We start from the raw sequence: 24620 nt of genomic DNA on the forward strand, positions 1-24620 counted from the left end.
CCTGTGCTGGTACCGCCCAGCGGTCACCCCGTCGGGAGCCCTCGCCCTGGCTGGTCAGTCCCCGACTGTCGCTGCCACCGGTTCGCGGCGTGCCACGTCCACCAGCGAGCGGTCGGTGATTTTGAGGGCGGGTGAGACGGCGAGCGTGAGGGTCGACACGCTCATGAAGGGGTTGAGGTGGTGCCAGCCCCAGCTTTCCAGGGCCGTTCGCACCGCGGCCGCCTGGGCGGCGACGTCGTGGGCCGGGCGGGCGGACAGGACGCCGCCCACGGGCAGCGGCATGCGCGCCGCCACCGTTTCACCCGCGGTACCCCTGACGACGGCCACTCCTCCCCCGTCGGCGACGACCGTCGCGGCCGCCGCGGCCATCGCCGCGCGTGAGGTACCGATCGTCAGGAGGTTGTGGCTGTCGTGGGCGTACGTCGATGCCACGGCGCCCTCACCCAGATCCCGGCCCACCAGCGGGGCGAAGACCATGCCGGGGCGTCCGTAGCGGTTTCGTACGCGGACCAGTGTGGTCCGTCCCTCCCAGTGCACCTCGCCGCCGGAGACCGGGAGTTCGACCTCGGTCGCTTCGGTGTAGGTGTCGCGCGGGTTGACGCTCATCGCACGGAAGCGGTGCGTGCCGTCCGGCAGGTCCACGCGCCAGCGGTATCCGTCCTCCTCCTGGGGTTCTACGTCCACGCGGCTGTCCAGGGGCGGTACGGCAAGGGTCTCGGAGGCGGGCGTCGCCTGTTCGGGTGCGCCGTCGCGGCCCACGATGCGGCCACCCGCCAGCACCAACGCGGGCTCGAACGAGGCGAGTTCGCCCCGCAACAGGACCAGGTCGGCACGCTTGCCCGGGGAGACGACGCCTCGGTCGTGGAGTCGCAGACGCTGGGCCGGCGTCCAGGTCAGGGCCTTGAGGACGACGTGGGGCGGGAACCCGGCGGCCACCGCGACCCGGGCGATGTGGTCCAGGTGGCCTCGCTCGACGATGTGGTCGGCCGCGAGGTCGTCCGTGACCAGGCACAGCGGCGGGAGTTGAGGCAAGGCCAGCAGGCCTGTCGCCACGTCCGGGGTGAGGCACTTCTCCTGGAGCATCATCGTCATGCCCAGGCGTGCCTTCTCCAGGACCACCTCGGTGCGATTCTTGGTGTGGTCGGAGTCCACACCGGTGGCCAGGTACGCGCTCAGTTCCGCGCCGGTCAGGTTCGGGCAGTGGCCGTCGAGGATCGCGTCGTGCGCGCGGGCCACCGCGGTGATCTCGTGCATGCGGCGGTCACCGGCGACGACCGCGCGGTAGTCCATGACCTCGCCCAGCGCGACGACGCCCGGCCACCCCAGCATGTCCGCGATGTCATCGGCGGAGAGGGCTGCTCCGGCGTGCTCAAGGCCCTCCAGCGCGGGCACGCACGAGGGCACGCCCCACAGCTGGGTCTGAGCCGTCTGGCGGCCCGCGTCGATCATCCAGCGCATGGCGTCCCGGCCTGCGACGTTGACGATCTCGTGCGGGTCGGCGAGGACCGTCGTCGTGCCGCGGGCCAGCGTCACGGCGGCGAACTCCTGAGGGGTCAGGAACGCGCTCTCGATGTGCATGTGGGCGTCCACGAAGCCGGGGACGATCAACATGCCGGTCGCGTCGATCTCCTCCCGGGCCGTGGCCGGGGTGCCGGGCGGGAGCACCGCGGTGATGCGGTCGCCCCGCACCAGTACGTCCGCGGCGAACTCCTCACCGGTGAAGGTGGACATCACGCGCCCGCCGCTGATCCGGAGGTCGTGCTGCTCACTCATGTGGTCGTGCTCCTTGGAAGGGTGTCGTCACGCGCGGGCGGGCGCGGCCCGCCCCGGAAGATGGTGGTCGTCTCGGGCCGACGGGGCGGTCGGCTCAGGGGACGAGTGTGTAGAAGTAGTAGCCCAGCGGGATCATGACGATCCACAGCGGCCAGGGCACCTCGCGGATCCGGCCGCTGACGGTCTTCACCAGGACGTGGGCAGCGAGGCCGGTCGCGATGCCGGTGCCGAAGTTGCCGAAGAACAGCGTGGTCGCGACGGTCAGGGCGGCCGGGATGGCGTTCGTGGGGTCCTTGAAGTCGACGTTCTTGAGCGCGCCGAGCATGTTCAGGCCGATGAACATCAGTACGGGTGCGGTGGCGGCGGAGGGGATCAGGGTGGCGAACGGGGTGACGAGCAGCAGCAGGGCGAAGCCACACGCGGCCCATACCGATGCCAGGCCGGTCTTGCCGCCGGCGTCGGCTGCGGCAGACGACTCCAGGTAGGCGGTCATCGAGGGCGCGCCCACGGCTGAACCCCCCATCACGGAGACCGAGTCGACAAGGAAGGGGCGGCGGGAGCCGGGGATGTTGCCGTCCTTGTCCAGGAGGCCGGCGCGTCCGGAGACGGCAAGGAGGGTTCCGGTCATGGAGAAGAACTCGGACACGAAGAACGCGAAGATGTAGGGGAAGTATTCGGGCTTGAGAGCGCCGATGATGTCGATGTGGAAGAGGAGGGGGCCGGGTGAGTCGGGGGCCGAGAAGAGGCTGTCGGGGACGTCGGTCACGCCCAGCGGCACGCCCACGATCGTGACGGCTGCGATGGTGATGAGGAAGGCGCCCGGCACCTTGCGTGCGGCGAGAGCCGTGAGCAGCAGCAGGCCGGCCAGGGCGAGGAGCGCGGTGGGCTCGGACAGGTCGCCGACCGCGAGAGCGGCCTTGTCGGCGTTGCCGACGACGAGGTCGGCGTCGCGGAATCCGATGAGGGCGATGTAGAGGCCCAGGCCGCCGCTGATGGCGTACTTGAGGTTCATCGGCATGAGCCGCGTGACGAGGTCGCGGATGCCGAAGAGGGTGAGGAGCAGGAAGGCGACGCCGGACCAGAAGACCATGCCGAGCGCCGTGTCCCAGGGGACATGGTCCTGTCCGACGATGGTGAACGCGATCAGGGCCACGCCGCCGAGGCCCGGGGCGACGACGAACGGCAGGTTGGCGATCAGGCCCATGGCCAGCGTCGCGAGGGCGATGGCGATGATGACGGCGGTCGTCGCGGCGCCGTGCGGCACACCGGCGGAGGCCAGCTGGCCGGGTACCACGACGACGGCGTAGGCGGCGGCCATGAACATCGAGGCGCCCGCCACGAGTTCCGTGCGGTGGCTGCTGCCGCGATCACGGACGCCGAAGAGCCGCTCCACGAGCGAGGCGGGCGGCGGGGTGGTGACGTCGGTCTGCTCGCCGGGCGGCGGAGCGGTGGTGGGCATGGGGACCTCGGGCGGGGTGAAGGGCGGGCACGCGGTGGTCGGCGCGGTCAGGGTGCGGGCGCGCGGGGAACCCGGCCTGGAACGGTCTCCGCGAATTTGGCACGGTCTCTGCAACCGGTCTATGAAACCGGTTGCAGAGACCGGTTGCGGGTATCATGGCACGGCATCAGGCGAAAGTGAACACTGGCCTCGGACGGATCTTCGATCCTTGCCGGGCACATGAGGCAGGGGACGGCATTGGCGACACTCTTGGACGTGGCGCGTGCGGCGGGGGTGTCCAAGGCCACCGCCTCGCGGGCACTGCAGCGCCCCGAACTGGTCGCCGAGAGCACGCGCCTTCGCGTCCGGGAGGCGGCCGACCGGCTCGGTTTCCATCCCAACGCCGCCGCCCGCGCGCTGACCACGGGCCGTACGGGCTTGATCGGCCTGATCGTGCCGACGCTCTCGAACCCGTTCTTCGCGCCGCTGGTGATGGGCGCACAACAGGCGGCGGAGGAGACCGAGAGCCATCTGCTGATCGCGGTCTCGGAGTATGACGCGCAGCGCGAGGCCGCCCTCGCCGACCGGCTCTCCGAGCAGGCCGACGGCCTCATCATGGTGACGCCCGTCGGCACGGACGCCGCGCTGCGGGAGCGGTTCCGACGGCGCCCGCTGGTACTCGTCGACCGCCAGGTGGGCCGTCTGCCCGCCGTGGTGGCCGACACCGCCACGGGCCTGACCGAACTCCTTGACCACCTGCTGGCACAGGGCCACCGCGACATCGCCTACGTCTCCGGTCCGGCGGACTCCTGGGCAGACGAACAGCGACGGAGCGCTCTCACCGCACGGGCGTCGGCGACCGGAGCCCGTGTCCACACCCTCGGGCCCCTGCCGCCATCGTTCGACGCCGGGATCGAGGCCTCACGCGGGCTGCCCGCCGATGCCACGGCCGTCCTCGCCTACAACAGCTATCTGACACTCGGGCTGCTGCACGGCCTCGGCGTGGCAGGACGCCACGTACCCGAGGACGTGAGCCTGGCCGCGGCCGACGACCTCAGTAGCCTCAGCGCCACCACTCCCCCGGTGACAGCGCTTGACGTACCACTCCGAGAAGCGGGTGCACTTGCCGTCTCTCGCCTCCACGAGCTGCTCGACGGCCACCGGCGCACGGTCACCTCGCGCCTGCCGGCTGCCCCCGTATGGCGCGCGTCGACGGCTCCGCCGCGCGGCCTGTAGCCGGGCGGAAAGAGGAGCGCGGGGGTTGCAGCCTTACGGCTGCTTCCGCGAGAGCTTCGGCAGCGTGAGGATTTCGGCTCCGTCCTCGGTGATGGCGATCGTGTGCTCGCTGTGTGCCAGTGTTCGCAACGTGCGGGTCCTGGTGCATCGTCGACCCGATGCCATGGCCTCCGAATTCGGTGTTGATCTCGTATCCGGCCTGACGGAGGACTGTGCCGATGGCGTGGGAGATGTCGCCGATACGAGCTCCGGGTCCGGCGGCGGCGATCCCCCGCGGCCAGTGCGTGTTCGGTTGCCCTGATCATCGCGACGCTCTCCGAGGGCTGCGCCTTGCCCACGACGAAGCTGATGGCGGCGTCCGCGGCGACTCCGTGCCTGGAGACGGCAAGGTCAAGGGTGAGCAGATCTCCGTCGGCGAGCGTGTAGTCGTAGGGCCGCCCGTGGAGCACGGCGTCGTTGACGGCCGTGCAGATGTAGTGGCCGAAGGGGCCGCGTCCGAAGGATGGTGCGTAGTCGACGTAGCAGGATTGCGCATCCGCCTCGACGATCATGGCCTTGGCCCACCGGTCGATGTCCAGGAGGTGCCACTTTCCGCACGAAACCAACAACTATACCGGTCAAACTATACCGGTATGAGAATCGGGTTCACGATCGGACCGCCTCACAGGCCGGCAGCGGGCACGCCAAGGCGGGTCGGCGACAGCCGCAGACGCGCGGTGGCGGGCCTGTGCGCGTGTCGGCGCGTGGGTCCGGGTGGCGGAGATGAGCCCGCTGTCGGGACAGTGGGACGCCAGGAGGCCCTGTTCCTCGTAGTGGCGCAGGCGCCGGACGGGGCGGGACGGACCATGGTTCGGCCCGCCCGCCCCGCCAGGTAGTTCGTTCGCTACGGAAGGCCGTGCACCTTCGGGCCGACGGAGTTCGACCATGAACTGCCCGCCGTCGCGTCCCAGTTCGTGGACCACGTCATGGCGCCCCGCAGCCCGGGGTACGTCTTCGACGGCTTGAAGGAGCCGCAGCCGGTGCCCCGGGTCAGGCAGTCGAGGGCGTTGTTCACGACCGACGGGGCCACGTAGCCGCTGCCGGCGGCGCGTGTGGACGCCGGGACGCCGAGTCCGACCTGCGACGGGTCGAGGCCGCCCTCCAGCTGGATGCAGGCGAGGGCGGTCAGGAAGTCCACGCTCCCCTGGCTGTAGACCTTGCCGTCACAGCCGAGCATTGAACCGCTGTTGTAGTACTGCATGTTGACGACCGTGAGGATGTCCTTCACGTTCAGCGCCGTCTGGAAGTACCCGCCGGACGTGGACTGCATGTCGATGGTCTGCGGCGCCATCGTGAGCACCATGTTCGGGCCCGCCTTCGCGGCGAGCTGGCGCAGCGCCTTCGTCATGTAGGTGGGGTTGAGGCCGTTCTCCAGGTCGATGTCGACACCGTTGAACCCGTACTCCTGCATCAGCGCGTAGGCGCTGTTGGCGAACGCGGTCGCGGAGGCGTCGCTGTTGACCGAGATGGTGCCCTTCTCTCCGCCGACCGAGAGGATCACGGACTTGCCCGCGGCCTTCTTCGCGGCGATGTCCGCCTTGAAGTCGGCAGCGGAGGAGTAGCCGACGGCTGGGTCCAGATTGAAGGTGATCTGGCCCGGCGTGGTGGTGGCGTCGGCGAAGGAGACGGCGATGATGTCGTACTGCGACGACACGTCCCGCAGCTTCTGCACGGTCGCGCCGTTGTTGAAGTTCTGCCAGTAGCCGGTCAGCGCGTGCTTGGGCACGGTGCCGCCGTCTCCGCCGCCACCCTTGGCGGTCCGCGCGGACACCACCGTCGACTTCGCGGACTCACCCGCCGCGTTCGAGGCGCTCACCTGGAAGCTGTAGGTGGTCTCGGGCGTGAGGCCGGTGACGGTCGTGGAGGCGCCGCCGACCGAGGCCACCTTGGCGCCGTCGCGGTAGACGGTGTATCCGGTGGCCGTGGACACCGGGGCCCAGGACAGGTCCACCGACGTGGACGTTGCCGTGCCCGCCGCGAGGCCGGCCGGCACGGACGGTATCTCCACCGGGTCGGCGCCGCCGCCCCCGTCGGGCCCCAGGACGCTCACATCGTCCACGTAGTACGCGCTCTGTCCGTACCAGCCGTGCGTGTACACGGTGACCGAGGTGGTGTTCGCACCGGTCGTGAAGCTGGTGGAGAGCTGCTGCCAGGACGAGTTGCCCGGCGTCCAGGTGGACACGTCGGTGGTACCGGTGCCACGGGCGCCGAGGTAGGCGTAACTGCCCTGCACCCAACTGCTCAGCTTGTACGTCGAGTTGGGCTTCACCGAGACGATCTGGGAACACTCGGCGGTGCCCTGGCCCGACGGGGTGGCTCTGAGCGCCTTCGTGCCGCCGTGCACGGGGGAGGTCACTGCGGCACCGCTGTTCGCGGCGCAGGTCCAGTTGCTCAGGTCCGCCTCGAACCCGGCGTTCTTGGCAACGTTGACGTCTGCCGCCGCAACGTCAGCCGCCTTGGTGTACGCCGCTTCGACGTCCGCCGACTGCGCGGGCGCGGCGAGTGCGGTGACGGTGAGTGCGGCGGCCGCACCGACGGCGATCGCTGCGCCGATTCTCCGGCGAATGCCGGGTCTGCCCTGCCGTACACGGTCCACGGAAAGCCTCCAGGGAGAGGTGAAGGACGGAAGTGAACGACGGTGGCCACCGCTGCTGTGCGCATAGTTGGTCCAGACCAATGGAGTTGTCAAGGCTTCTGACGCGACGACCCGACCGCGGAGCAGTCGAGGGCCGGCGCGGACCGTACGCAGCGCGGCGCCGCCCAGGGGCCATCTCCGCGTGCACGGGGCGCGACGCCGGGCATCCGGGCTTCCGGGCCTCCGGGCTTCCGGGCTGCGCAACGGATGCGAGATCGGTGCCGGGAACGACGTCGCGGAGTGCGAACGTGATGGGCTTCGCCTCAAGGACGACAGCGTGCGGAGGTCCGGCCTGCGCGCGGGCGAGGCCGAGGTCCTGCTCGTGGAACGCCTGCGAAGCGTCGAGGGCACACGCTTCCTCGCTCGTACCGGTTTACCGTCCCCTCGGCGTACCCGTCGACGTGGGCAACAGTGTCGACCACCTCGGTCCAGGTGGACACATCGACCGGCGCCCGGAGGGGACAGCAGGCCCTGGCCCTCCCCTCGTCGGCGACAGGCCGTCGTCACCCTGCATTCCGGCACGTTCCCGTCGCGGCGGTGACTATGGATGGATGAACACTGCAGAACTCTTGGCGGACGCGTTCGATCGTGTCCAGGAGGAAGTGCATGCTGCCGTCGACGGTCTCTCGCCGGAGGAGCTCGCCTTCCGTCCTGACGACAAGGCCAATTCGATCGTCTGGCTGGTGTGGCATCTCACCCGCGTCCAGGACGATCATGTCGCTGACGCGGCGGGCCTGGACCAGGTGTGGACCGCCCAGGGCTGGTCCGACCGGTTCCAACTGCCGCTCGGCGAGGAGGACACGGGGTACGGGCACACGGCCAAGCAGGTGGCATCGCTCGGTGGCGTCTCCGCCGACCAGTTGCGCGGTTACCACGACGCCGTCCACGAGCAGACCCTCTCCTTCGTGCGCACACTCGACGGCAAGGCGCTCGATCGCGTCGTCGACGAGCGATGGACGCCGCACGTCACCCTCGGCGTCCGGCTGATCAGCGTCATCTCCGACGATCTGCAGCACACCGGCCAGGCCGCGTACGTCCGGGGCCTGCTGCAGCGCCGTTGACACACGGTCGCCCCGGCCGCTGCACCCACCGGGCGTACAGGCCGCGCCCGGTCGATCGGCAGGTGCGAGTGACCTGCGGGGAGGCGATCTGCGGCCGCACGTCGTCACGTACGAGGGCCCGGTCGGCAGGACATCGTCGACTTCATCAAGCGACCTGACCGGCGGACGCTGCGGCGCGCCCGCCCATGGGCGGTGTGGTCGGCTCTTTCCGCTGACGATCAGGGGCCAACGGCCAGGTCGTCGGAGTGTCCGGCGTCGAGTCGCGGCCACTGGGCGATGGGACGTCCGCCCGGCTCCTCCGACACCGGTGGCCATGCGGGAGGGCCGCCGTCCGCCCTCATGGAGCAGCGTTGTGGCCAGCCGGAGGGTGAGTCCTCCCACGGCTCCTGGCGTCCGTAGACGGCGAGGTCCATGAGCGCGTAGCTGTAGTCCATCGCCTCCACACCACGGCGGTTCGTCCAGTAGGTCTCGAAGACGCGGTCGCCTTCCCGGAGGTAGCACACGAGGTGGAACAACCCGATCTCACGACCGACGAGGAGCGCGTCGAGGGAGGGCTGCGCCGAGTACCACGGCAAGGTCCAGCCCATGAAGTCGCGATAGCGGAGGCTCTCGTCGTAGGACACCTGTGGGTCGGCCGGGCCGAACGCGGTGTTGCGGCCCTGGCTGAAGACCGCGTAGGTGATGTCACGGGAGTGCAGGTAGGACAGCTCGCTGACCTGGCTGAGGAACAACGTGCAGCCTTCGCACTGCTCGGGTGCGGGCCGGGCGGGCCACCACATGAAGTAGTAGGCGACGAGCTGCCGGCGGCCTTCGAACGCGTCGCGCAGGGTGAGCGGTCCGTTCGGCCCGATCAGCTCAAGGTCCGGATCGACCTCGACCATGGGCAGGCGCCGGCGGGCCGCGGCGATCGCGTCGCCTTCCCGGGTGTGCGCCTTCTCACGGGAGCGCAGGTTGTCGAGTTCGGCCTGGAAGGCGGCCCGGTCGACGACCGCCGGCTTGCCGAGGGTTGTTGATTCGTCCTCCATGGCTGCTTTCTCTCCTTGTTCCGATGGCGTTGGCTGAAGCTTCCTCTCATCTCCCGCCGAAGGGTGGGTGCCTCGCTGGCGGTCACATCGGTGCTGCAGCACGGCGCGCGGCAATGCCGTGCTTGGCGAGTGCGGTCAGGAATCGTGCGCGGAGATGACGAGTTCCCAGCCGCTGCCGGTGCAGGCCTCGCTCGGCGGCGGAAAGCGGTGGCCGGGGAGGGTCTGCGCCGTAGCGGTGGTGTTCTCCGCACTCACACTCGTAGATACCCGGCTCAGGGACGATCTCGCCGGGGCGGTAGACCTGCCCTTCGTTCTCGCTCATACATCCGGTCTAAGGGGCCACGCGCCCTCGCGCGACCCGGGGGCGCCCGATGCGGCGTGCCGGCCGCCGCCCTCCAGGCGCTCAGGATCGCTCCAGCTCAGCGTCGGTGATCGCGACGATGGTGTCCTAACGGGCCTGGAACCCCTGTGAGCTAACCTGCCCGCATGCACGGACAGTTCACCGGCTGGCCGGAGCAGGCCATGGACGTGTTGTGGCAGCTCCAGGGCGAACCGACCCACGCGACCCGCGAGCGCTGTCGCGCGGACCGCGAACGCCTGGTCCGGCAGCCGATGATCGCCCTGCTCAACGAGGTCGCGGACACCGACCCCCGATACGAGGACTTCTCCGTCTGGCACTACCGCACCGACTCGTGGTGGTGGCAGAACCAGAGCGCGGTGATCCGGCTCGGACGCAAGGTCGAGATCGGTCTCCGGTTCTCCCTGGACGGCCTGCGGATCCAGGGCGCCTGGTGGTACCCCGATCCCGGCCAGGTGAGCATGTTCCGCAAAGCCGTGGCCGCCGAGGGGAGCGGCCGCGAACTGTCAGCCATCGTCGAGGACGTGCGGCAGAAGGGCTACGACATCTCCGGGGACGTGATGAAACGCCCCCCGCGCGGTTATCCGACGGACCACTCCCGGACGAACCTGCTGCGCCACCGTTCGCTGATCGCCGCCCGTCCCCTCGGCTGCGAGGAGTGGCTGCACACTCCCGAGGCGCTCGACCGGGTCCTCTCCGCCGCCGCCGACCTGGACGCCCTGCTGATGTGGCTGGTCCGCCACGTGAAGCGCGCCGCCTGACATCACGAGGGCGCCGGTCAGCCGCCCTCGGTGTCCTCGGACTCCCAGCGAAGCAGGTCGCCCGGCTGGCACTTGAGCACCTCGCAGAGCGCGGCGAGCGTCGCGAAGCGCACCGCCTTGGCGCGGCCGTTCTTGAGTACCGCCAGGTTGGCGGGCGTGATCCCTACGCGGTCGGCGAGTTCGCCCACGGACATCTTCCGCTTGGCCAGCATCACGTCGATGTCGACGGCGATCGGCATCAGATCACCTCGTCCAACTCGGCCTGCATCTGCGCCGCTTCGCCGTCGCGGGCGACGGCCTGGGCGAGCAGCATCCGCAGCACGAGCACGATGAGCGCGACTCCCAGGATGGCCACGCCGATCCCGCCCATGATGAGGGTGACGCCCGGGTCGTCCCGCTGGCCGGGCGCGTTCAGGGCCGTGGCCGCGAACCACACGAGACCAGCGGCGACGATCGCGCCGATGATGAGGTCCACGTACCGGAACGCGGCGTGGGAGAACACGGTTCCGCGTCGCACCATCGTCACCAGTCGCCATACAGAGACCAGGGCGACCTGGGCCGTCCCGATGCCCAGGATCGTCATCACGCGCAGCGGGGTCAGCGGGAGCGACCCGTCCTCCGGGTCATTCCCGCTGACCAACGCCCACACCATCAATACCTGTACGAACACACTGCCGGTGAGCACCACCACGAGCACGGCGCGCAGCGCGCGCACTGTCAGCTTTCCCATGACCCATCCACCCATCCGTCCATCGAGACGCGATGGGAATCTATCGTTATTCGATAGGCTTAGCAAGGGCTGAGACGGAGGCCCCGCAAGGAATCCACGCCGCTACTGCGGGGGCCCTGGCCCTGGCTCGTGGTCTCGGGACGCGGCCCCCGTCGGCTTCCCCTCCAAGGCCTGGGTGCCCGCAGCGCAGCTGTCCCTCAGGTCTTGCAGTTCGGCGGCCGACAACTGCTTGCGGGCGGAGCCGCGGCGGCTGTCGTCGAGCTCGGCACACGCGCCGTCCAGCCACTGCGGGGACGGTTCGACCCCGACGAACGCCGCGAGGCGGGCGAGTTCCTCCCGAGGCGTGTCGAGCAGGTCCTCGTAGGCGAGTGTCATGCGCTGACCGGCAGGCAGACCGTCGAGGAACTGCGTGCCCTGGACGACCAGTTCGGACCACAGGTCACCGAACCGCCGTAGGGGAAATTCCCGGTCCCGCACGAGGGCGGCGTCGAAGGTGTCGCCGAGCAGGGGCGCCAGGTCCGGAGGAAGAGAACGCACATGCTCCTCCGTCAGTTCGCCGAAGCTGTCGACTCCCGTCCGTTCCCTGATCTCACGCATCAAGGTGATGGTGCGGTACCCGGGGTGGCGGCTCATGGACAGCGCACAGTCCGGCCCGTCGCGGAAGAGGTGCACGAACTTCGCGTAGGGGAAGGCGGATCGAAGCCCCGGTGCCCAGCCCGTCGAGTATCCGGAACGCTCCACGACGGCGGTGCGGCCGAACCGTTCGCCGAGCAACTCGAAGAGCGCCTCGTGATGGGCGGCAGCGGCACGCTCCGGCCAGCCGACGACCGCCGCACGGATGTCGTCGAGCAGGCCGTCGGGGTCGTCGGTGAGGTGGGGCAGCACCATGAGGGAGAGAGCGGGGATGCCGTCGGTCTCCGCCCGGTACCGCCCCGGACGACGGGTGTAGAGAAACTCCGGCATCAGCACCCCGCTGCGGATCATGCTCGCGAAGTACGGGGTGGGCCGGAACAGGAACTCCCAGAACTCCGCGCCCGACACGTGGCCTTCGGGAAATGCCACATCACCTACCGAGGCCAGGTACTCGTTGAGGCTCAGCACGTCGGGATGGGATTGGAGAATGCGGGACAGGGCGGTGGAGCCGCTGCGGCCCGTACCGATGACAAAGGTCAAGCTGCGCAAGGTCGCTCTCCGAGGGCACAGGGCGGCTGTTCCAGGGCTCTCACCACCTCAGCACACCTGAGCCCAGGGCACCAGGTGGCAGCCTCGGCACCCCTCCGCCGCCACCCGTGGACGGTGGCGGAGGGGTGAGTGCGGGCCGCGCCCTCACGTCCCGCAGTTGCCCGATGTGGGCTCGCCGGCGAAGCGCCGACCGAGCCACTCAAGTGCCGGGCCGTTGCCTTGGATTGCCGTCCCCACATGGGACTGCCCGGGGAAGGACTTCCACTCCACGGCGTTACCCTTCGCGCACCAGTTTGCCCTCAGCTGCTGCCCGACGGCGTAGGGGATCGTCTCGTCCGCCTCCCCGTGGTAGACGAACGTCGGTGCCGAGGTCCGCTTCGTGCCGATCAACTGCTTGGCGATGGCCTTCCGCCAGTTCGGCCGCTCCAGCGGGTTGGACGTGGTGACGTCCTCGATCGTCTTGCCGCGCCCAGCCTCCAGGACCGTACCGACACACTCGCTGCGCACCACCTTGGCCAGCTTGCGGCCCTCCTTGTTGAGGTACTTGTTGAGCGCCAGGGACGGCTGGGCGGCGTTCTGGCCGACGGCGGACATCAGCAGGTACCCGGCGCTGTCGCCACCCTCCAGCGATTCGGCGACCTTGGTGAGATCGGCGGGAACGCCTCCGCTCGCCGTCCCCTTGACCTTCAGCTCGGGGGCGTAGGTCCCGGCCATCTCGGCGGCCTTCGCGCTGGCTCCGCCACCCTGGGAGTAGCCCATGATGCCCACGGGCGCGCTCGCGGAGACGCCGTACTTTGCCGCCTCCGGGTGCCGCTGGGCCGCGCGCGCCGCGTCGAGGACGGCGCTGCCCTGGGCCTTGGCGACCATGTAGGTGTGGTCGCCGGGGGTGCCGAGGCCTTCGTAGTCGGTGGCGACGACGGCGTAACCCCGGACCAGCGCGGCGTTGATGAGCGGCGCCTCCGCCGTCGTACCGCCCGGGAATCCGGCGGACGGCGCGCACTTGTCGCCGAGGCCGACCGTGCCGACGGCGTAGGTGATCAGCGGGCGAGGGGTGACCCTTCCGTCGTCGGGGACGATCACGGTGCCGGAGACCTTGTTGTGCCGCCCGTCGGCGGAGGTCGACCGGTAGATGATCTTCCACGCCTTGGTGGGGGTCGGAACGCCCGGTGTGTACTGGAACGAGGACGGCTCGGAGCTGATGATCTCGCCGTTCCTACCCGGGCGCTTCGCGGCCTGGCCCGGGTGGTGGCGCTTGTCCTTCTCGTGCTTCGCGGCGCTGGAGGCATTGCCTGCGGTCGGCGTCGAGGCGTAGGCCGAGGGTGTTGCGCCTGGGGCACCGTCCGCGTTCGCGCTCTGCGCGGCGGCGGATCCCGGGAGCCCGAGCATTGCCACCGCGAGGACGGCACCCGCGGCCACCGGCCGTCTGCGTAAGGCTGACATCATGCAGCTCTCCCAACTCTCCTGTGTACAAGGGGGGTTGACCAGCACCGTACTGACCCGTCAGTAATACGGCCATAGATGTGCAGGGTCCGAGGCGAGGCCGACCTCGGTCTTGTCCGGTCGATACAATCCGCACGGGACGATGGGGTGAACGCGATGCCGCTTGAGGGCGAGTACGGGCCGCATCCGGTGCAGTGGGTGCGCGAACAGGTCGAGTTGTACGAGAGTTCGGGCGGCACGCGAGGGGCGACGCTCTGGGACACGGGCCTGCCCGTCGTCATCGTCACGATGCGCGGCGCGAAGAGCGGCAAGATCCGCAAGATCCCGCTGATGCGCGTGGAACATCAAGGGCGGTACGCGGCCGTGGCCTCGAATGGCGGCTTCCCGCGGCACCCGGTCTGGTACTTCAACCTCAAGTCCGACCCGCACGTGGAGCTCCAGGACGGTTCCGTACGCCAGGACATGACGGCCCGTGAGATCACCGGGGACGAGAAGGCCGAGTGGTGGGAGCGGGCGGTCGCCGCGTATCCCCCGTACACCGAGTACCAGGAGAAGGCCGACCGTGTGATTCCCGTCTTCGTGCTGGAGCCCGCGTCCGCGACACGCCCGACGCCCAGCAGCGGGCACGGCGGATAACGTGCGGGCATGGCGATGACGGGGATGACGGGGAAGCAGCGAGTCCTGTACCGGCAAGGCACCGGGTTCTGGCGGATGACAGCGAAGTGGGTTCTGGTCTTCGGGGTCCTGTACCTGCTCGACGGCGGACTGCTCCGGTCGTGGGGCGACGCTCTGGTCTGGCCGATGATCATGATCCTGCTGTGGGTGCCGTTCGGGATCGGCGTCGTCTGGTACCCGAAGAAGGACCAGCGAGTCGTGCTGACGACGCGTGAGCTGCGGGTGCGGCGCAAGCGGCTGCCGATGGAGAAGGTGAACCTGCTGCACGTAGCGCGGCTGTGGCTGGAAGGGCGGTCGACGGCCGACGACCAGCCGGTGCTGGAATGGACACGGTTCGACCGGGTCGTGTGGGTGCCGCTGCGGGACGGCCGGGCGTTCGGCGCGGAGTTCCGCGACCCGGCCGCGTTCGCCAAGATATTCGGCGCCTTCGCCGTCGCGGCGTGCGGCGGGCCGGACATCGTCCGTGCAAGGGCCGCAGCGGAGACCTACCCGGATCCGCTCCCGATGCGAGCCCGCCCCTCCAACGATGACGGCTCGCCCCTGGACCTCCTGGACATCTTCAGCTGAGAGCCGGAAACGCACGGCAAGGGGCAGCGGTTCGGAAGGGACGCGCCGCCGCCCGTTCACCGCAGTCTCAGCGCCCGAGCACCTGCCCGTAGTGCAGCGCCCCCCGCAGCCCGAACAGCCGTGGCGTCAGCGCCTGGGAACCCGCCCCGGCGCCGTTCGGCAGGGTCCAGACACCGCCCGTGCTGAGGCTCTGCTCGTACTCCGTGCTGTTCTCGTTGTAGACGCCGACCGTGACATCGCCGTCGCCGTCACCGTCGTAGTCCCCGAGAGCCAGCGCCGAGCCGAACTCGTCGTTGACCTCCGGCGCCCCGGGGACCCCGGCGGAGTCCTGGTGCCAGGCCGTCGACCGGGCGGTGCCCGAGGCGTCGAGCAGACCGTCCGGGCCCGAGGTCAGCACGGTGGCCGAACCGGCGCGGTCCAACGTCCCGATGGCCTCGCTGGGCGTGCCCGCCACGAGGTCGTCCCGGCCGTCTTCGTTGAGATCGCCCGCGGCCAGCTCGATGCCGAAGTTGTCCGCGTCCTCGGACGTGCCCGCGACGCCTGGAGTGTCCTGACTGAAAGTCTGGTTGCGCGTCCCGAAGCCCTCGGCGCCCCCGCCTCCGTAGAACACCCGCACCTTGCCGCCCTTGGCCGCCGCGTCGGGACCGCACGCCCCGGTGGGCCGGTCGGCCTCGGCGGTGATCAGGCAGTGCCCGAGCGCCAGGTCGTCCACGCTGTCGCCGTCGAAGTCGCCCGCGGCCACGTCGTAGCCGGTGGCCGGGGACTTCCAGTACTCCTGCAGGGCCGAGCCGTTCCAGCTCCACAGGGTGGTGCGCGAGTAGTCGTTGGAGTACGCGGAGATCGCCAGGTCGGTCTTGCCGTTCCCGTCGAAGTCCCCGGCCGCGAGCCTGCCCGATGTGCCGCCGAAGCCCGTGTCGAGCAGATGCGTCAGCGGCTTGTCCTCGGTGAGCGGGCCCGGCCGCAGGGTGACCTCGCCGAACTCCCCGTGGGGCAGTCCCACCGCCACGTCCATGGCGCCGTCCTGGGTGAAGTCGCCCACGGCGAGCGAGGCCCCGGCGCCGCTGCCCGCCGAGCCCTGCGCGATGGTCCTGCCGCGCTCGAAGTAGCCACTGGACGAGCCGTACAGCACGACCACCGAGCCGTGGCCCGTCGCCGCCGGATCGCTGCCGACATCCTCGCCCGTCGCCCCGACGACGACGTCGGTGAATCCGTCGCCGTCCACGTCGGCCGTCACGACGGAACTGCCGAACCCGTCGTTCCTCTCGCTGGTGCCGGGGACACCCGGGCTGTCCTGGCTGACAGAGGTGGTGAACGTACCGGCGCCGCTCGATCCGCCGTAGAGCACGTGCAGGTAACCGGCGGCCTTCATGCCGTCGACGTCCCCTCGATACACGCCGACCACGGTGTCCGCGTACCCGTCACCGTTGAAGTCGGCCCCCTGAACGGCCGCCGACGGCGCCGCGCCCGCTGCGGGGGCAAGCCCCGCCGACACGAAGGCGGTGACGGCGCCGAGCAAGGCGGCCGAGAGTCTCTTACCGGGCACAGGTACTCCATATCGCAGGGTGGGAAGGTCAGTTCACGTGCGGGTCACGCGGATCACGCGGATCACGTGCGGAAGGGCGGACGGACGCCTAGAACCCCAGCACTTCGCCGTACTTGATGGCCCCGTTGGGCAGCGCGAAGCCGAACGGGGTCAGCGACTTGCCCAGCGGGTACGTCTCCTCGGTGCTGCTCGGCGCGAACCAGACGCCGCCCGACCTGGGCTCACCGTCGTTCTCCCCGGGCGCGCTCACCGCGCTGTCCGGCAGCCCGTCGCGGTTGTAGTCGCCGACGGCCACCTGGGCGCCGAAGCGGTCGCCGGCCTCGGCCGTGCCGGGCATGTTCGGGGTGCTCTGGCTGCGGGCCAGACCGCCACGGAGGCCGTGCTCGGTGCCGTTCATGGTGACGTATCCGCCCGCGTCCTTCACCGTGCCCACGTCCTCTCCCGGCACGCCGACCACGAGCTCCGGACGGCCGTCGCCGGTCTGGTCGCCCGCGGACAGCGCGGCGCCGAAGTCGTCGCCCTCCTCGGCGGTGCCGCCGACCTCCGGGGTCGACTGGGTGAAGCACTCGCTCTCGGTGCCGAAGTCCGCGGTCTTGGAGCCCTTGAGAAGGAGCACGGCACCACCGAGCCGGTCGCTGCAATTCGTGGTCTCCGACTCGGGGTTGGGCTGTACGAGGCCGACCGCGAGGTCGTCCGTTCCGTCCCGGTCGAAGTCGGCGGCGGCCAGCGAGCTGCCGCGGTCGGCGTCGGCGTACCACTGGGCGGGCTTGGCCTGGTCGTCCCAGCGCGTGATGAAGGTGCTGGAGTCCTCCATGCCCTTCCAGGTGGCGGCGAGGTCGTCCCGGCCGTCGCCGTCGAAGTCGCCGGTGGCCAGGTCGGTGGTGGCGCCGCCCATGCCGTACTGGCGCACAGTGGTGGGGGTCACCGGGTCGGCGGTCAGCGGGCCCGGACGGAACCGGAGCGAGCCGCGCTCCTCGCCGCTCTCGCCGTACGCGAGGTCGGTGTCGCCGTCGCCGTCGTAGTCGCCCGTGGCGATGGTGCCGCCGATCTTGCTGAACTCGCCCGAACCCCTGGCCACGGTGGTGCCCTTGACGTTCCACCCCGAGCCGTCCAGGACGGTGATGGTGCCCTCGTCCTGGAATTGCTCGGCGGTGAGTGACTCGCCGCTCGCGCCGACGACGAGCTCGTAGACGCCGTCGCCGTTCACGTCGACGGGGGCCACGGAGGAGCCGAAGCGGTCGCCCGCCTCGGGGGTGCCGGGTATGCCGGCCTCGGCCTGGCTGATGACGCCGGTGGACTGGCTCGGGCTCTGCGGGCCGCCGTAGATCACGCTGACGTAGCCGGCCTTGGCCTTGCCGTCCACCGTGGCGTTGGGCATGCCGACCGCGATGTCCTCGTATCCGTCGCCGTTGAAGTCGAACCGCGGGGTCGTGGCAGCCGCGGCGCTCCCGGCGAGCGGCAGGGTCAGACCGGCGGCGGTGAGTGCCACTACGGCAGCGGTGGCGGTCAGGGTACGTACACGCACGGTGGAACTCCGGTGCTAGAAGGGGGAAATGAGAGGGAAGGGCTTCCGGGGATGTGACTCGTGAGGCGTACGAAGGGTTGTGCGAAGGTGGCTGCCCGGTGAACGCACTTTCGTTGTCCGATGCGGGTGGCCCGACGGTCAGACGGTGCTGAGCGGGTGGGCCGCCGTGGCGGAGCGCGGGGGCCAGGCTCGGGGGGCGAGGATGCCCAGGACGTAGGCGCGGGCGACCAGGGCGGGGCGGGTGGCGGCGCCCAGGGCTTGCCGCAGGCGGCTGAGGTGGTAGTCGACCGTCTGCCGGGACAGCTTCAGCGAGGTGGCGATGTCGCTGTTGCTGCTGCCCTCCGCCAGGAGGGACAGGATGCGGACCTGCGCGGCGGTGAGCGCCGGATGGGCCTCGTGGGCGAGGCTCTGGTGGGTGATGACGGCCCAGACGTGCCGGGCACGGGCAGCGGAATGGCCGACCGTCGTCAGGTGCAGCTGCGCGCGGCGGTGTCGCCCCCGGCTGTCGACGAGCACGGCGGATGTCTCCACCCGTCTGGTGCGGCGCGCTATCAGACCGTTCCATCTGCGGTGCAGCCGGTCGAGGTCAGGGGTGGGGGCGAGCAGGGTGCCCGCGCGGCGGCCCACCAGGTCGGGCAGGCCGAGGTGGAGCAGGTCGGCGGCCGCCGCGCTCGCCTCGATCACGCGTCCGTCGGCCGAGAGCAGTGCGCAGGGCAGGCCGCTGTGGTCGCGCAGCGCCTGGAGGTTCTCCTCCGCCTCCTGCCGTTGGACCATGGCACGGAGGTGGTCCGTGATGTCCACGTAGATTCCGGCGACGCAGGTCTGTGTGTTCTCCCGTACGGGAAAGCGGTGGCCGACCGCCTGACCGGCGCTGCCGTCCGGGCGGCGGTAGCCGAGGGTGTGGCGCACCTGCGTGCCCCGGTTGAGGATCTCCTGGTCGAGGGCGCGGAACCGGACGGCCTCGGCGGGGGCGTCGAAGTCCTCGATGCACTTGCCGGTGAGTTCCTCCGCCGTGGTGCCGTAGAGGTGCGCGTAGGCATGGTTGGCCCACAGGTAGCGTCCGTCCCGGTCCCGGATGAAGGCGGCGGCCGGGGCGCGGTCGATGAGGTCGGCGAAAGCCGCGTACCGGCGCGGGACTTCGGGGTGGGCCTCGGCCTCCACCGCGAGGCCACGCGGGCGGCTGCGGGCGCGGTTCTCGTCCTGGGGCCGGCTCACGTCGATGGTGCGGCCGTCGAAACGGGCCTGCCAGCGGCCCTCCTCGGGCGGGTGCCCGGGGGCCGGGCGTTCTTGCTGCATCCGCTCCAGGAAGCGCTGCGCCGTGTCGGTGCCGGTGTCAGTGCCGGTGTCGGCGAAGGCGCCGCCTCCGCTCTCCAGCGCCTGCCACGGCTCGTCGACCTCCCGCCAGAAGACGGGAAGGTGATCGAGAAGTGCCTTGAGTCTGGAATCGTCCACAGGGGTCTCTCCGTCCGTATACAGCCAGTTGACGCACAGTCATCACGCGAGGCGTATCCCGTCCCGGTCTCGCGCATGCTCGGTTCTCGGCCGAAGTGGCGGCTGCCCGCGCGGTGTCGCGGGCGGCCTGCGATCCCTCGCGGAGCATGAGGTGGCCCAACACGGCCTGCGACTCAGGCATTTGCCTGAGTCGCAGGCACCCCCGGTGGCGTCCGCGGGTGCCTGCCGGCTGGTCCCCTTGAGTGTGCGGGTGAACACGCCCTGCAACGTACGCCCGGTGATCCCTCGTGTTCTACGCGCGTCACCGATCCGTACGGCACCACGACACGTACCAACCGGATGTATGGAGACGAACTTCAATGAGCAAGGTGCTGTTAGTGCACGCCAAGGGTGGTCCGCCGCTCGGTCACGTCCTGTCCCGGGCGGCCGCGAGGGCGGAAGTGCATCTTCTGACGCTCAGCGCTCTTCCTCCCACGGCGGCAGACGCCGCCCGGACACTGTGCGCCTCGGTGGTGACACCCACCGAGGCACAGCGCTCCGACCTGGTGTCCCTGATCGTCTCGCAGGCCAGGGCCGTGGGCGCGGACGCGGTGTTCACCTTCTCCGAGTACGCGGTCGTGGCCGTCGCCGAGGCGTGCGGGGCGCTCGGCCTGACGGGGGCGGGCAGCGCCGCCGCGCTCGCCCGTGACAAACGCCTGATGCGGCGCACCTGGCACGAACAAGGCCTGCCGCAGCCCGAGTTCCGGCCGGTCGCCACGGAGGCGGACCTGCACGAGGCGGCCGCTCACCTGCCCTTCCCGCTGCTCCTCAAGGCGGCCTGGAGCGCGGGGTCCACCGCGCACCAGATCATCCGCTCCCCGCACGAGGTGTCCGCTGCCTGGCATCGATCGCGTGAAGTGATGGCCGAATCGGCTCTGTTGGGGTACGCGGAGCTTCATGTCGCCGAGGCCGACGCGGACTTCGTGGTCGAAGAGATCGTGACCGGTACCGCTTCGGACTGGTTCGACGAGTCCGGCTGGGGCGACTACGTCAGTGTGGAGGGAGTCGTGGCGGACGGCGTGTTCCGTCCGGTCTGCCTCAGCGGCCGGATGCCCACGGTCGAGCCGTTCACCGAGCGTGCGGGCATCACTCCCGCCCTGCTGTCCCAGGACGCCCAGGACCGGATCGTGGCCCTCGCCCGGGAGTCCGTCGACGCCCTCGGCCTGCGCGACTGCGGAATCCACACCGAGATCAAGCTCGGTGCGGACGGCAGCATGTGGCTGATCGAGACGGCCGCCCGGTTCGGCGGCGCGATGACGGTGCCGCAGGTCGAGGAGGTGTTCGGGCTCGACCTGATCGGCATGCTCGTCGACCATCTCCTCGGCCGCCCGGTCGAGTGGCCCGAGCACGCGCTGACGCCCGCGCAGGCGCACGGTGCGGCGGGCTCCCTCGTCGTCCTCGCGGTCGACGGCACGGGCGAAGCCTGGCAGGACCGCAAGGTCTGGGACTTCTCGGCGGTAGCGGCGGACGTGCCGCTCGGACAGGGCAGTGAGTTGTCGGTGGTCGCGGAAAGTTCACTCGCCGACGGCACCGTCGTGCCGGTCTACGATCCGGCCGCGGGCGCCAACACCATGGCGGCCCTGTGCCTGCTGTCCGCCACCGACGCGCGGACGGTGCTCCGCGACTTCGAGACCCTGGTGGACGCCCTGCCCCGGGTCCTGCCCACCGCGCAGCTCGAGGAGGTCTCCCGATGACCGCCCAGCTGTGCGCCGGCTCCGCCGAGCCTGCCACGGACCGCACGGTCGTCGGCGAGAACCTCTCCCTTCCGCTCTTCCGCACCCTCTCGGGTGTTCTGGCCGGTCATCCGTACCTCAAGGTCGTCGTCGACCGCGTCGAGAACAACTGGCACCTGCTCGACACGGCCGCGCACCCCTTCCACGTCAACTACATCGCCACCCACGTACTGGGCATGGAACTCGCCGCGCTGGACGCGGACCTGGACACGTTCAACGCCTCCGTCTACATGGACCCCGGTCGCCGTTTCCTCCTCGGTGTGCTGTCCCTGCACACCGAGCAGGACGCAGAGGGCCGCGAACGCACCTTCCTCGTCCTGGAGACGACCGAGGCCGACACCATGCACGGTGAACTGCTCCTGTTCTTCTACGAGTTCGTGCGGTCACGCGTCGACGGCAGGCTGCCCGTACTCCTCAAGCCCGCCAACCACGGCCAGGAGGAGGAGCTCGCGGCGATCAGCGAACTGCTCGTGCCACGCATCCTGAGCCACGAGCTCTTCGGCTCCCGGACGCGGACGCCGCTGAATCCCGGCGAGGCCACCGGGCGGTTGCGGTGCTTCCGTACGCATGAGGAGTACACGGCGGCGGAGGCCGGGCTCGGCTGGGCGGACATCGTGGCCATGCCGTGCCTGCCCGACGACGTGCCCCGGGTCGCCGGATTCCTCAACACCGAGCCGATCACCCCGCTTTCGCACACCAACGTCCTCGCCTCCGGCTGGGGCATACCCAACGCGATCGTGCGCGACCTGGAACAGCTCGTCGAGAAGGACCAACTGGACGGCGCGTGGGTGCGCTACCGGGTGCGTGAGGACGAGATCTCCCTGGAACGGCTGGACCACGAGCCGGCCCTGCGGGCTCCGGCCTGGCACCAGCAACGCATTCGCCTCGAACCGCCCCTGCTCGAGGACGCCCCCGTACTGGCCCTGCACCGGCTGCGCAGCACCGACCGGGACCGGTACGGCACCAAGGCGGCCAACCTCGGCGAGCTGCACCACGTACTCGACAGCCGTACGGCCGACCTGACCGCGTTCTACGGCCGGCCCCGCCCGCCGCGCGAGGACCTCTACGGGCACCTCGCGGCGCGGCTCGGCCTGCACGCACCGTCCTCGGCCGAACTGCGCGCCGGTGCAGCCGACTTCGTCGCCGCAACGGTCGGCGCTCCGGAAGGCGTCGCGCTCCCCTTCGCGCTCCAGCAGCACTTCCTCGCCTCCTCCCCCGCCCTCCAGCAGGGCATCGGCAAACTCAAGATGGCGCTCGAACTCGACGCCACCGACGTGCTGGACTCCCTCTGCCTGCAACTCCAGCACCTGATCCGGCACACGCCCGTCCCCGAGTCCGTCACCCGGCAGATCTGCCAGGCCCTCCCCGCCGCCGCGGCCTCGCGCCGGCGACTGGTGGTGCGCTCCTCGTCCAACGCGGAGGACCTTCCGGGCTTCTCCGCGGCGGGCGTCTACGACTCCGTCACCACCGTGCACGGCACCGGCGAACTCCTGGAAGCCGTACGCCAGGTGTGGGCCTCTCTGGTGTCGCCCCGCAGTGTGCGACTGCGCCACCAGGTCGGCATCTCCCTGGACGACACCTACATGGGTGTGATCGTCCAGGAGTACGTGCCCGCCTCACTGGGCGGTGTCCTGGTCACCTGCAACCCGACCCGCCGCGAGGACTTCCGCAACGTCTACCTCAACTGCTCCCCCGGCTCCCCGGAGCAGGTGGTCGACGGCACGGTCCTGCCCCAGCAGTACCTGTACAACACGGTGGAGGGCGGCGGCCGCACCGTCGCCCTGGGCTCCTGGGGCGAGGCGCTGTCCGCCGTGACCCGCGCCCGGCTCGCCGACCTGTCCCTGACCGGGCGGCTCCTGCAGTCCCATTTCAGCGGGTCGCGCGTCGGTGGTTCAGAGGTGGACAAGCCGCTGGACATCGAGTGGCTGATGACCGAGCGGGGCGACTTCCGTCTGGTCCAGATCCGCCCGTACGCGCTGTGAGCGCGCGAGGTGGGCGTCCGCGCCCCGGCAAAGAAGGGAGTCATGGCCTGACGGACACCGCCCGCCGGGTCATCCGGCTCAACTACGGCTTCCAGCTGCTGTTCAACTTGCTGTGGTGGATGCCGGTGTTCTACGCCTACCAAAAGGCGGCCGGTCTCTCGGACGGGCAGATCTTCGGCATCCAGAGCATCTACTACGTCGCCTTCTGCCTGTTCGAGATCCCGACCGGGCTGATCGCCGACCGGATCGGCACCCGCAACTGCCTGCGGGCCGGGGCGGTGGTCATGACGGCTGCCAACCTGGCCCCGGTGGTCAGCGCCTCGTACACCGGCTTCCTCGTCCACTTCCTCGCCATCGCCGCGGGCCGTTCGCTCACCTCGGGTGCGGCAAGTGCCTATCTGTACGACGGGCTGCAGGCCGAGAAATGCGGCGAGCACTATCTGAAGGCGGAGGGCACCGCTCGGGCCCTGGGGCTGGCGGCCAAGGTCGTGTGCTGGCCGCTGATCGGGCCCCTGATGGCCGTCGCCCACGCGGCTCCGTACGTCCTCAGTGCCGCCAGCGCTGCGGGCTCCCTCGCCTGCGCCGTCGCGCTGCCCCGGCTCGCCGGAGCGGACGGCGGCACGGGCAAAGCGGACGAGCGGACGAGCGGAGGGCGCAGAGGCGGCGACTTCCTGCGGGACGCGGGCTCCGCGCTGCGCTGCGTCGCATCCTCACGGTGGCTGGCCCTGGTGATGGTGCAGGGCGTCGCGGTCTTCACGCTGTCCCGGATCTGCCAGGTCAATCTCTTCCAGCCGATCCTGCTGGACCACGGCATCGCGGAGGCCTCGCACGGCGGAGTCCTTGCCGCGATGACGGTGGCGGAGGCGGTGGCCTCGGCCCGCCCCCAGTGGCTGAGCCGTCGCCTCACTCCGGTCGCCTGGGTCTCCGTCCTCAGCCTCGCGCTCGCGGGTACCCTGGCGGCCATGACGCTCGGCGGGCCCTGGGCCGTGGTCGCGCTGCTCTGCCTGTTCGCCGCCGCGACCGGTTTCGCGTACCCGGTTCAGCGCAAGCTGGTGAACGACGCGGTGCCCGCGCACGCCCCGCGCGCCACGCTCCTCTCGGTCGAGAGCATCGTGGACCGTGCGGTGTGCGCACTGGCCGCGGTCGCCGCGGGTGCCTATCTCTCCGCCGGACACCTGGACGCCCTGCTGTGGCACAGCGCGCTCGCGACGGCGGTGCTGCTGGGAGCCTTCCAACTGGTCCTGCGCAGCGGGATGGTGAAGCGGGGCCCGCTGGTTGCGGCGCCAGGAGCGCTCCCGGCCGGGTCCGAGGGTCTTCCGGCCGGAGCCGGGGCCGAGGGTCCGGACAGGACGGACGCGGACAGGCACGACGCGGGCGACACGGACCGGCTGACCGAAGGTGGACGCCGCGGGCCGCGGGGCTGACA

The 24620-nt window shown here is 70.4% G+C and carries 20 protein-coding genes and 2 pseudogenes; 8 read left to right on the top strand and 14 right to left on the bottom strand.

What is annotated here, in order from left to right; translation table 11 throughout:
* Positions 1-54 precede the first annotated feature (54 nt).
* Together AC07AG_RS25950 and AC07AG_RS25955 are read right to left on the bottom strand one after the other, a co-directional pair.
* Complete coding sequence (locus AC07AG_RS25950) at positions 55-1773, bottom strand: adenine deaminase C-terminal domain-containing protein (RefSeq protein ID WP_478758076.1); 1719 nt, start codon at positions 1771-1773, stop codon at positions 55-57.
* A gap of 94 nt (positions 1774-1867) precedes the next feature.
* Positions 1868-3232: an NCS2 family permease gene (locus AC07AG_RS25955; RefSeq protein ID WP_478758078.1), complete on the bottom strand. Its 1365-nt coding sequence runs from the start codon at positions 3230-3232 to the stop codon at positions 1868-1870.
* A gap of 237 nt (positions 3233-3469) precedes the next feature.
* Here AC07AG_RS25955 and AC07AG_RS25960 point away from each other — a divergent pair, with 237 nt between their 5' ends.
* Positions 3470-4447 (top strand): LacI family DNA-binding transcriptional regulator, encoded by a 978-nt coding sequence (locus tag AC07AG_RS25960; protein WP_478758079.1) that lies wholly within the window; start codon positions 3470-3472, stop codon positions 4445-4447.
* Positions 4448-4480: 33 nt separating this feature from the next.
* Here the strand turns inward: AC07AG_RS25960 and AC07AG_RS25965 are convergent.
* From AC07AG_RS25965 to AC07AG_RS25975, 3 genes and pseudogenes are all read right to left on the bottom strand, one after another.
* A pseudogene (locus tag AC07AG_RS25965) lies at positions 4481-5031 on the bottom strand (M24 family metallopeptidase); the annotation flags it as partial.
* A 299-nt stretch (positions 5032-5330) separates the two neighbouring features.
* Complete coding sequence (locus AC07AG_RS25970) at positions 5331-7082, bottom strand: chitinase (RefSeq protein ID WP_478758081.1); 1752 nt, start codon at positions 7080-7082, stop codon at positions 5331-5333.
* 229 nt (positions 7083-7311) lie between these two features.
* Positions 7312-7470 (bottom strand): annotated as a pseudogene (locus AC07AG_RS25975) (VOC family protein); the annotation flags it as partial.
* Positions 7471-7672: 202 nt separating this feature from the next.
* Here AC07AG_RS25975 and AC07AG_RS25980 point away from each other — a divergent pair.
* On the top strand, positions 7673-8182 hold the full coding sequence (locus AC07AG_RS25980) for a mycothiol transferase (RefSeq protein WP_478758082.1): 510 nt from the start codon (positions 7673-7675) through the stop codon (positions 8180-8182).
* Positions 8183-8400: 218 nt separating this feature from the next.
* Here the strand turns inward: AC07AG_RS25980 and AC07AG_RS25985 are convergent, their stop codons facing one another.
* Positions 8401-9207 carry a DUF899 family protein gene (locus tag AC07AG_RS25985; RefSeq protein WP_478758084.1) on the bottom strand — a complete coding sequence of 269 codons (807 nt, stop codon included), beginning with the start codon at positions 9205-9207 and terminating at the stop codon, positions 8401-8403.
* 82 nt (positions 9208-9289) lie between these two features.
* Entirely contained in the window at positions 9290-9529 is a 240-nt protein-coding gene (locus tag AC07AG_RS25990; protein WP_478758085.1) for a hypothetical protein, read from the bottom strand.
* Positions 9530-9693: 164 nt separating this feature from the next.
* On the opposite strand from AC07AG_RS25990, the gene AC07AG_RS25995 reads away from it, so the two are divergent.
* Positions 9694-10326: a DUF2461 family protein gene (locus AC07AG_RS25995; RefSeq protein WP_478758087.1), complete on the top strand. Its 633-nt coding sequence runs from the start codon at positions 9694-9696 to the stop codon at positions 10324-10326.
* 17 nt (positions 10327-10343) lie between these two features.
* Here AC07AG_RS25995 and AC07AG_RS26000 read toward each other — a convergent pair whose 3' ends face one another.
* From AC07AG_RS26000 to AC07AG_RS26015, 4 genes are all read right to left on the bottom strand, one after another.
* Positions 10344-10565 (bottom strand): helix-turn-helix domain-containing protein, encoded by a 222-nt coding sequence (locus AC07AG_RS26000; RefSeq protein WP_478758089.1) that lies wholly within the window; start codon positions 10563-10565, stop codon positions 10344-10346.
* On the bottom strand, positions 10565-11056 hold the full coding sequence (locus AC07AG_RS26005) for a DUF2975 domain-containing protein (RefSeq protein ID WP_478758091.1): 492 nt from the start codon (positions 11054-11056) through the stop codon (positions 10565-10567). The genes AC07AG_RS26000 and AC07AG_RS26005 overlap by 1 nt, the downstream gene beginning before the upstream one ends.
* A 102-nt stretch (positions 11057-11158) precedes the next feature.
* Positions 11159-12229, bottom strand: a complete 1071-nt coding sequence (locus tag AC07AG_RS26010; RefSeq protein WP_478758093.1) for a sulfotransferase — start codon at positions 12227-12229, stop codon at positions 11159-11161.
* A gap of 153 nt (positions 12230-12382) precedes the next feature.
* Positions 12383-13681, bottom strand: coding sequence for a lipase family protein (locus tag AC07AG_RS26015; protein WP_478758095.1), 1299 nt, complete (start codon positions 13679-13681; stop codon positions 12383-12385).
* Between the two features lie 153 nt (positions 13682-13834).
* Between AC07AG_RS26015 and AC07AG_RS26020 the strand changes: the two genes are divergently transcribed.
* A complete protein-coding gene (locus AC07AG_RS26020) occupies positions 13835-14314 on the top strand; it encodes a nitroreductase family deazaflavin-dependent oxidoreductase (RefSeq protein WP_478758097.1) in 480 nt (159 codons plus the stop codon).
* 9 nt (positions 14315-14323) lie between these two features.
* Positions 14324-14920, top strand: coding sequence for a hypothetical protein (locus AC07AG_RS26025; RefSeq protein ID WP_478758099.1), 597 nt, complete (start codon positions 14324-14326; stop codon positions 14918-14920).
* 67 nt (positions 14921-14987) lie between these two features.
* Here the strand turns inward: AC07AG_RS26025 and AC07AG_RS26030 are convergent, their stop codons facing one another.
* From AC07AG_RS26030 to AC07AG_RS26040, 3 genes are all read right to left on the bottom strand, one after another.
* On the bottom strand, positions 14988-16463 hold the full coding sequence (locus tag AC07AG_RS26030) for an FG-GAP-like repeat-containing protein (protein ID WP_478758100.1): 1476 nt from the start codon (positions 16461-16463) through the stop codon (positions 14988-14990).
* Between the two features lie 88 nt (positions 16464-16551).
* Positions 16552-17988, bottom strand: coding sequence for an FG-GAP repeat protein (locus AC07AG_RS26035; protein ID WP_478758102.1), 1437 nt, complete (start codon positions 17986-17988; stop codon positions 16552-16554).
* 138 nt (positions 17989-18126) lie between these two features.
* Complete coding sequence (locus tag AC07AG_RS26040; RefSeq protein WP_478758103.1) at positions 18127-19440, bottom strand: PAS domain S-box protein; 1314 nt, start codon at positions 19438-19440, stop codon at positions 18127-18129.
* Between the two features lie 359 nt (positions 19441-19799).
* On the opposite strand from AC07AG_RS26040, the gene AC07AG_RS26045 reads away from it, so the two are divergent.
* Genes AC07AG_RS26045 through AC07AG_RS26055 form a run of 3 tightly spaced genes read left to right on the top strand, consistent with a single transcriptional unit; the run spans position 19800 to position 24618 of the window.
* Positions 19800-21173 (top strand): ATP-grasp domain-containing protein, encoded by a 1374-nt coding sequence (locus AC07AG_RS26045; RefSeq protein WP_478758105.1) that lies wholly within the window; start codon positions 19800-19802, stop codon positions 21171-21173.
* Positions 21170-23194, top strand: a complete 2025-nt coding sequence (locus tag AC07AG_RS26050; RefSeq protein WP_478758106.1) for a PEP/pyruvate-binding domain-containing protein — start codon at positions 21170-21172, stop codon at positions 23192-23194. Before AC07AG_RS26045 ends, AC07AG_RS26050 begins: the two co-directional genes overlap by 4 nt.
* On the top strand, positions 23191-24618 hold the full coding sequence (locus AC07AG_RS26055; RefSeq protein WP_478758108.1) for an MFS transporter: 1428 nt from the start codon (positions 23191-23193) through the stop codon (positions 24616-24618). Before AC07AG_RS26050 ends, AC07AG_RS26055 begins: the two co-directional genes overlap by 4 nt.
* Positions 24619-24620: the final 2 nt, after the last annotated feature.

Source organism: Streptomyces sp. NPDC044044 (assembly GCF_056434405.1).

Excerpts from the sequence above, each read along its gene's own strand:
- AC07AG_RS25950 (WP_478758076.1), bottom strand. The coding sequence starts at position 1,773 with ATGAGTGAGCAGCACGACCTCCGGATCAGCGGCGGGCGCGTGATGTCC.
- AC07AG_RS25955 (WP_478758078.1), bottom strand. The coding sequence starts at position 3,232 with ATGCCCACCACCGCTCCGCCGCCCGGCGAGCAGACCGACGTCACCACC.
- AC07AG_RS25980 (WP_478758082.1), top strand. The coding sequence starts at position 7,673 with ATGAACACTGCAGAACTCTTGGCGGACGCGTTCGATCGTGTCCAGGAG.
- AC07AG_RS25985 (WP_478758084.1), bottom strand. The coding sequence starts at position 9,207 with ATGGAGGACGAATCAACAACCCTCGGCAAGCCGGCGGTCGTCGACCGG.
- AC07AG_RS25990 (WP_478758085.1), bottom strand. The coding sequence starts at position 9,529 with ATGAGCGAGAACGAAGGGCAGGTCTACCGCCCCGGCGAGATCGTCCCT.
- AC07AG_RS25995 (WP_478758087.1), top strand. The coding sequence starts at position 9,694 with ATGCACGGACAGTTCACCGGCTGGCCGGAGCAGGCCATGGACGTGTTG.
- AC07AG_RS26000 (WP_478758089.1), bottom strand. The coding sequence starts at position 10,565 with ATGCCGATCGCCGTCGACATCGACGTGATGCTGGCCAAGCGGAAGATG.
- AC07AG_RS26005 (WP_478758091.1), bottom strand. The coding sequence starts at position 11,056 with ATGGGAAAGCTGACAGTGCGCGCGCTGCGCGCCGTGCTCGTGGTGGTG.
- AC07AG_RS26015 (WP_478758095.1), bottom strand. The coding sequence starts at position 13,681 with ATGATGTCAGCCTTACGCAGACGGCCGGTGGCCGCGGGTGCCGTCCTC.
- AC07AG_RS26020 (WP_478758097.1), top strand. The coding sequence starts at position 13,835 with ATGCCGCTTGAGGGCGAGTACGGGCCGCATCCGGTGCAGTGGGTGCGC.
- AC07AG_RS26025 (WP_478758099.1), top strand. The coding sequence starts at position 14,324 with ATGGCGATGACGGGGATGACGGGGAAGCAGCGAGTCCTGTACCGGCAA.
- AC07AG_RS26045 (WP_478758105.1), top strand. The coding sequence starts at position 19,800 with ATGAGCAAGGTGCTGTTAGTGCACGCCAAGGGTGGTCCGCCGCTCGGT.
- AC07AG_RS26050 (WP_478758106.1), top strand. The coding sequence starts at position 21,170 with ATGACCGCCCAGCTGTGCGCCGGCTCCGCCGAGCCTGCCACGGACCGC.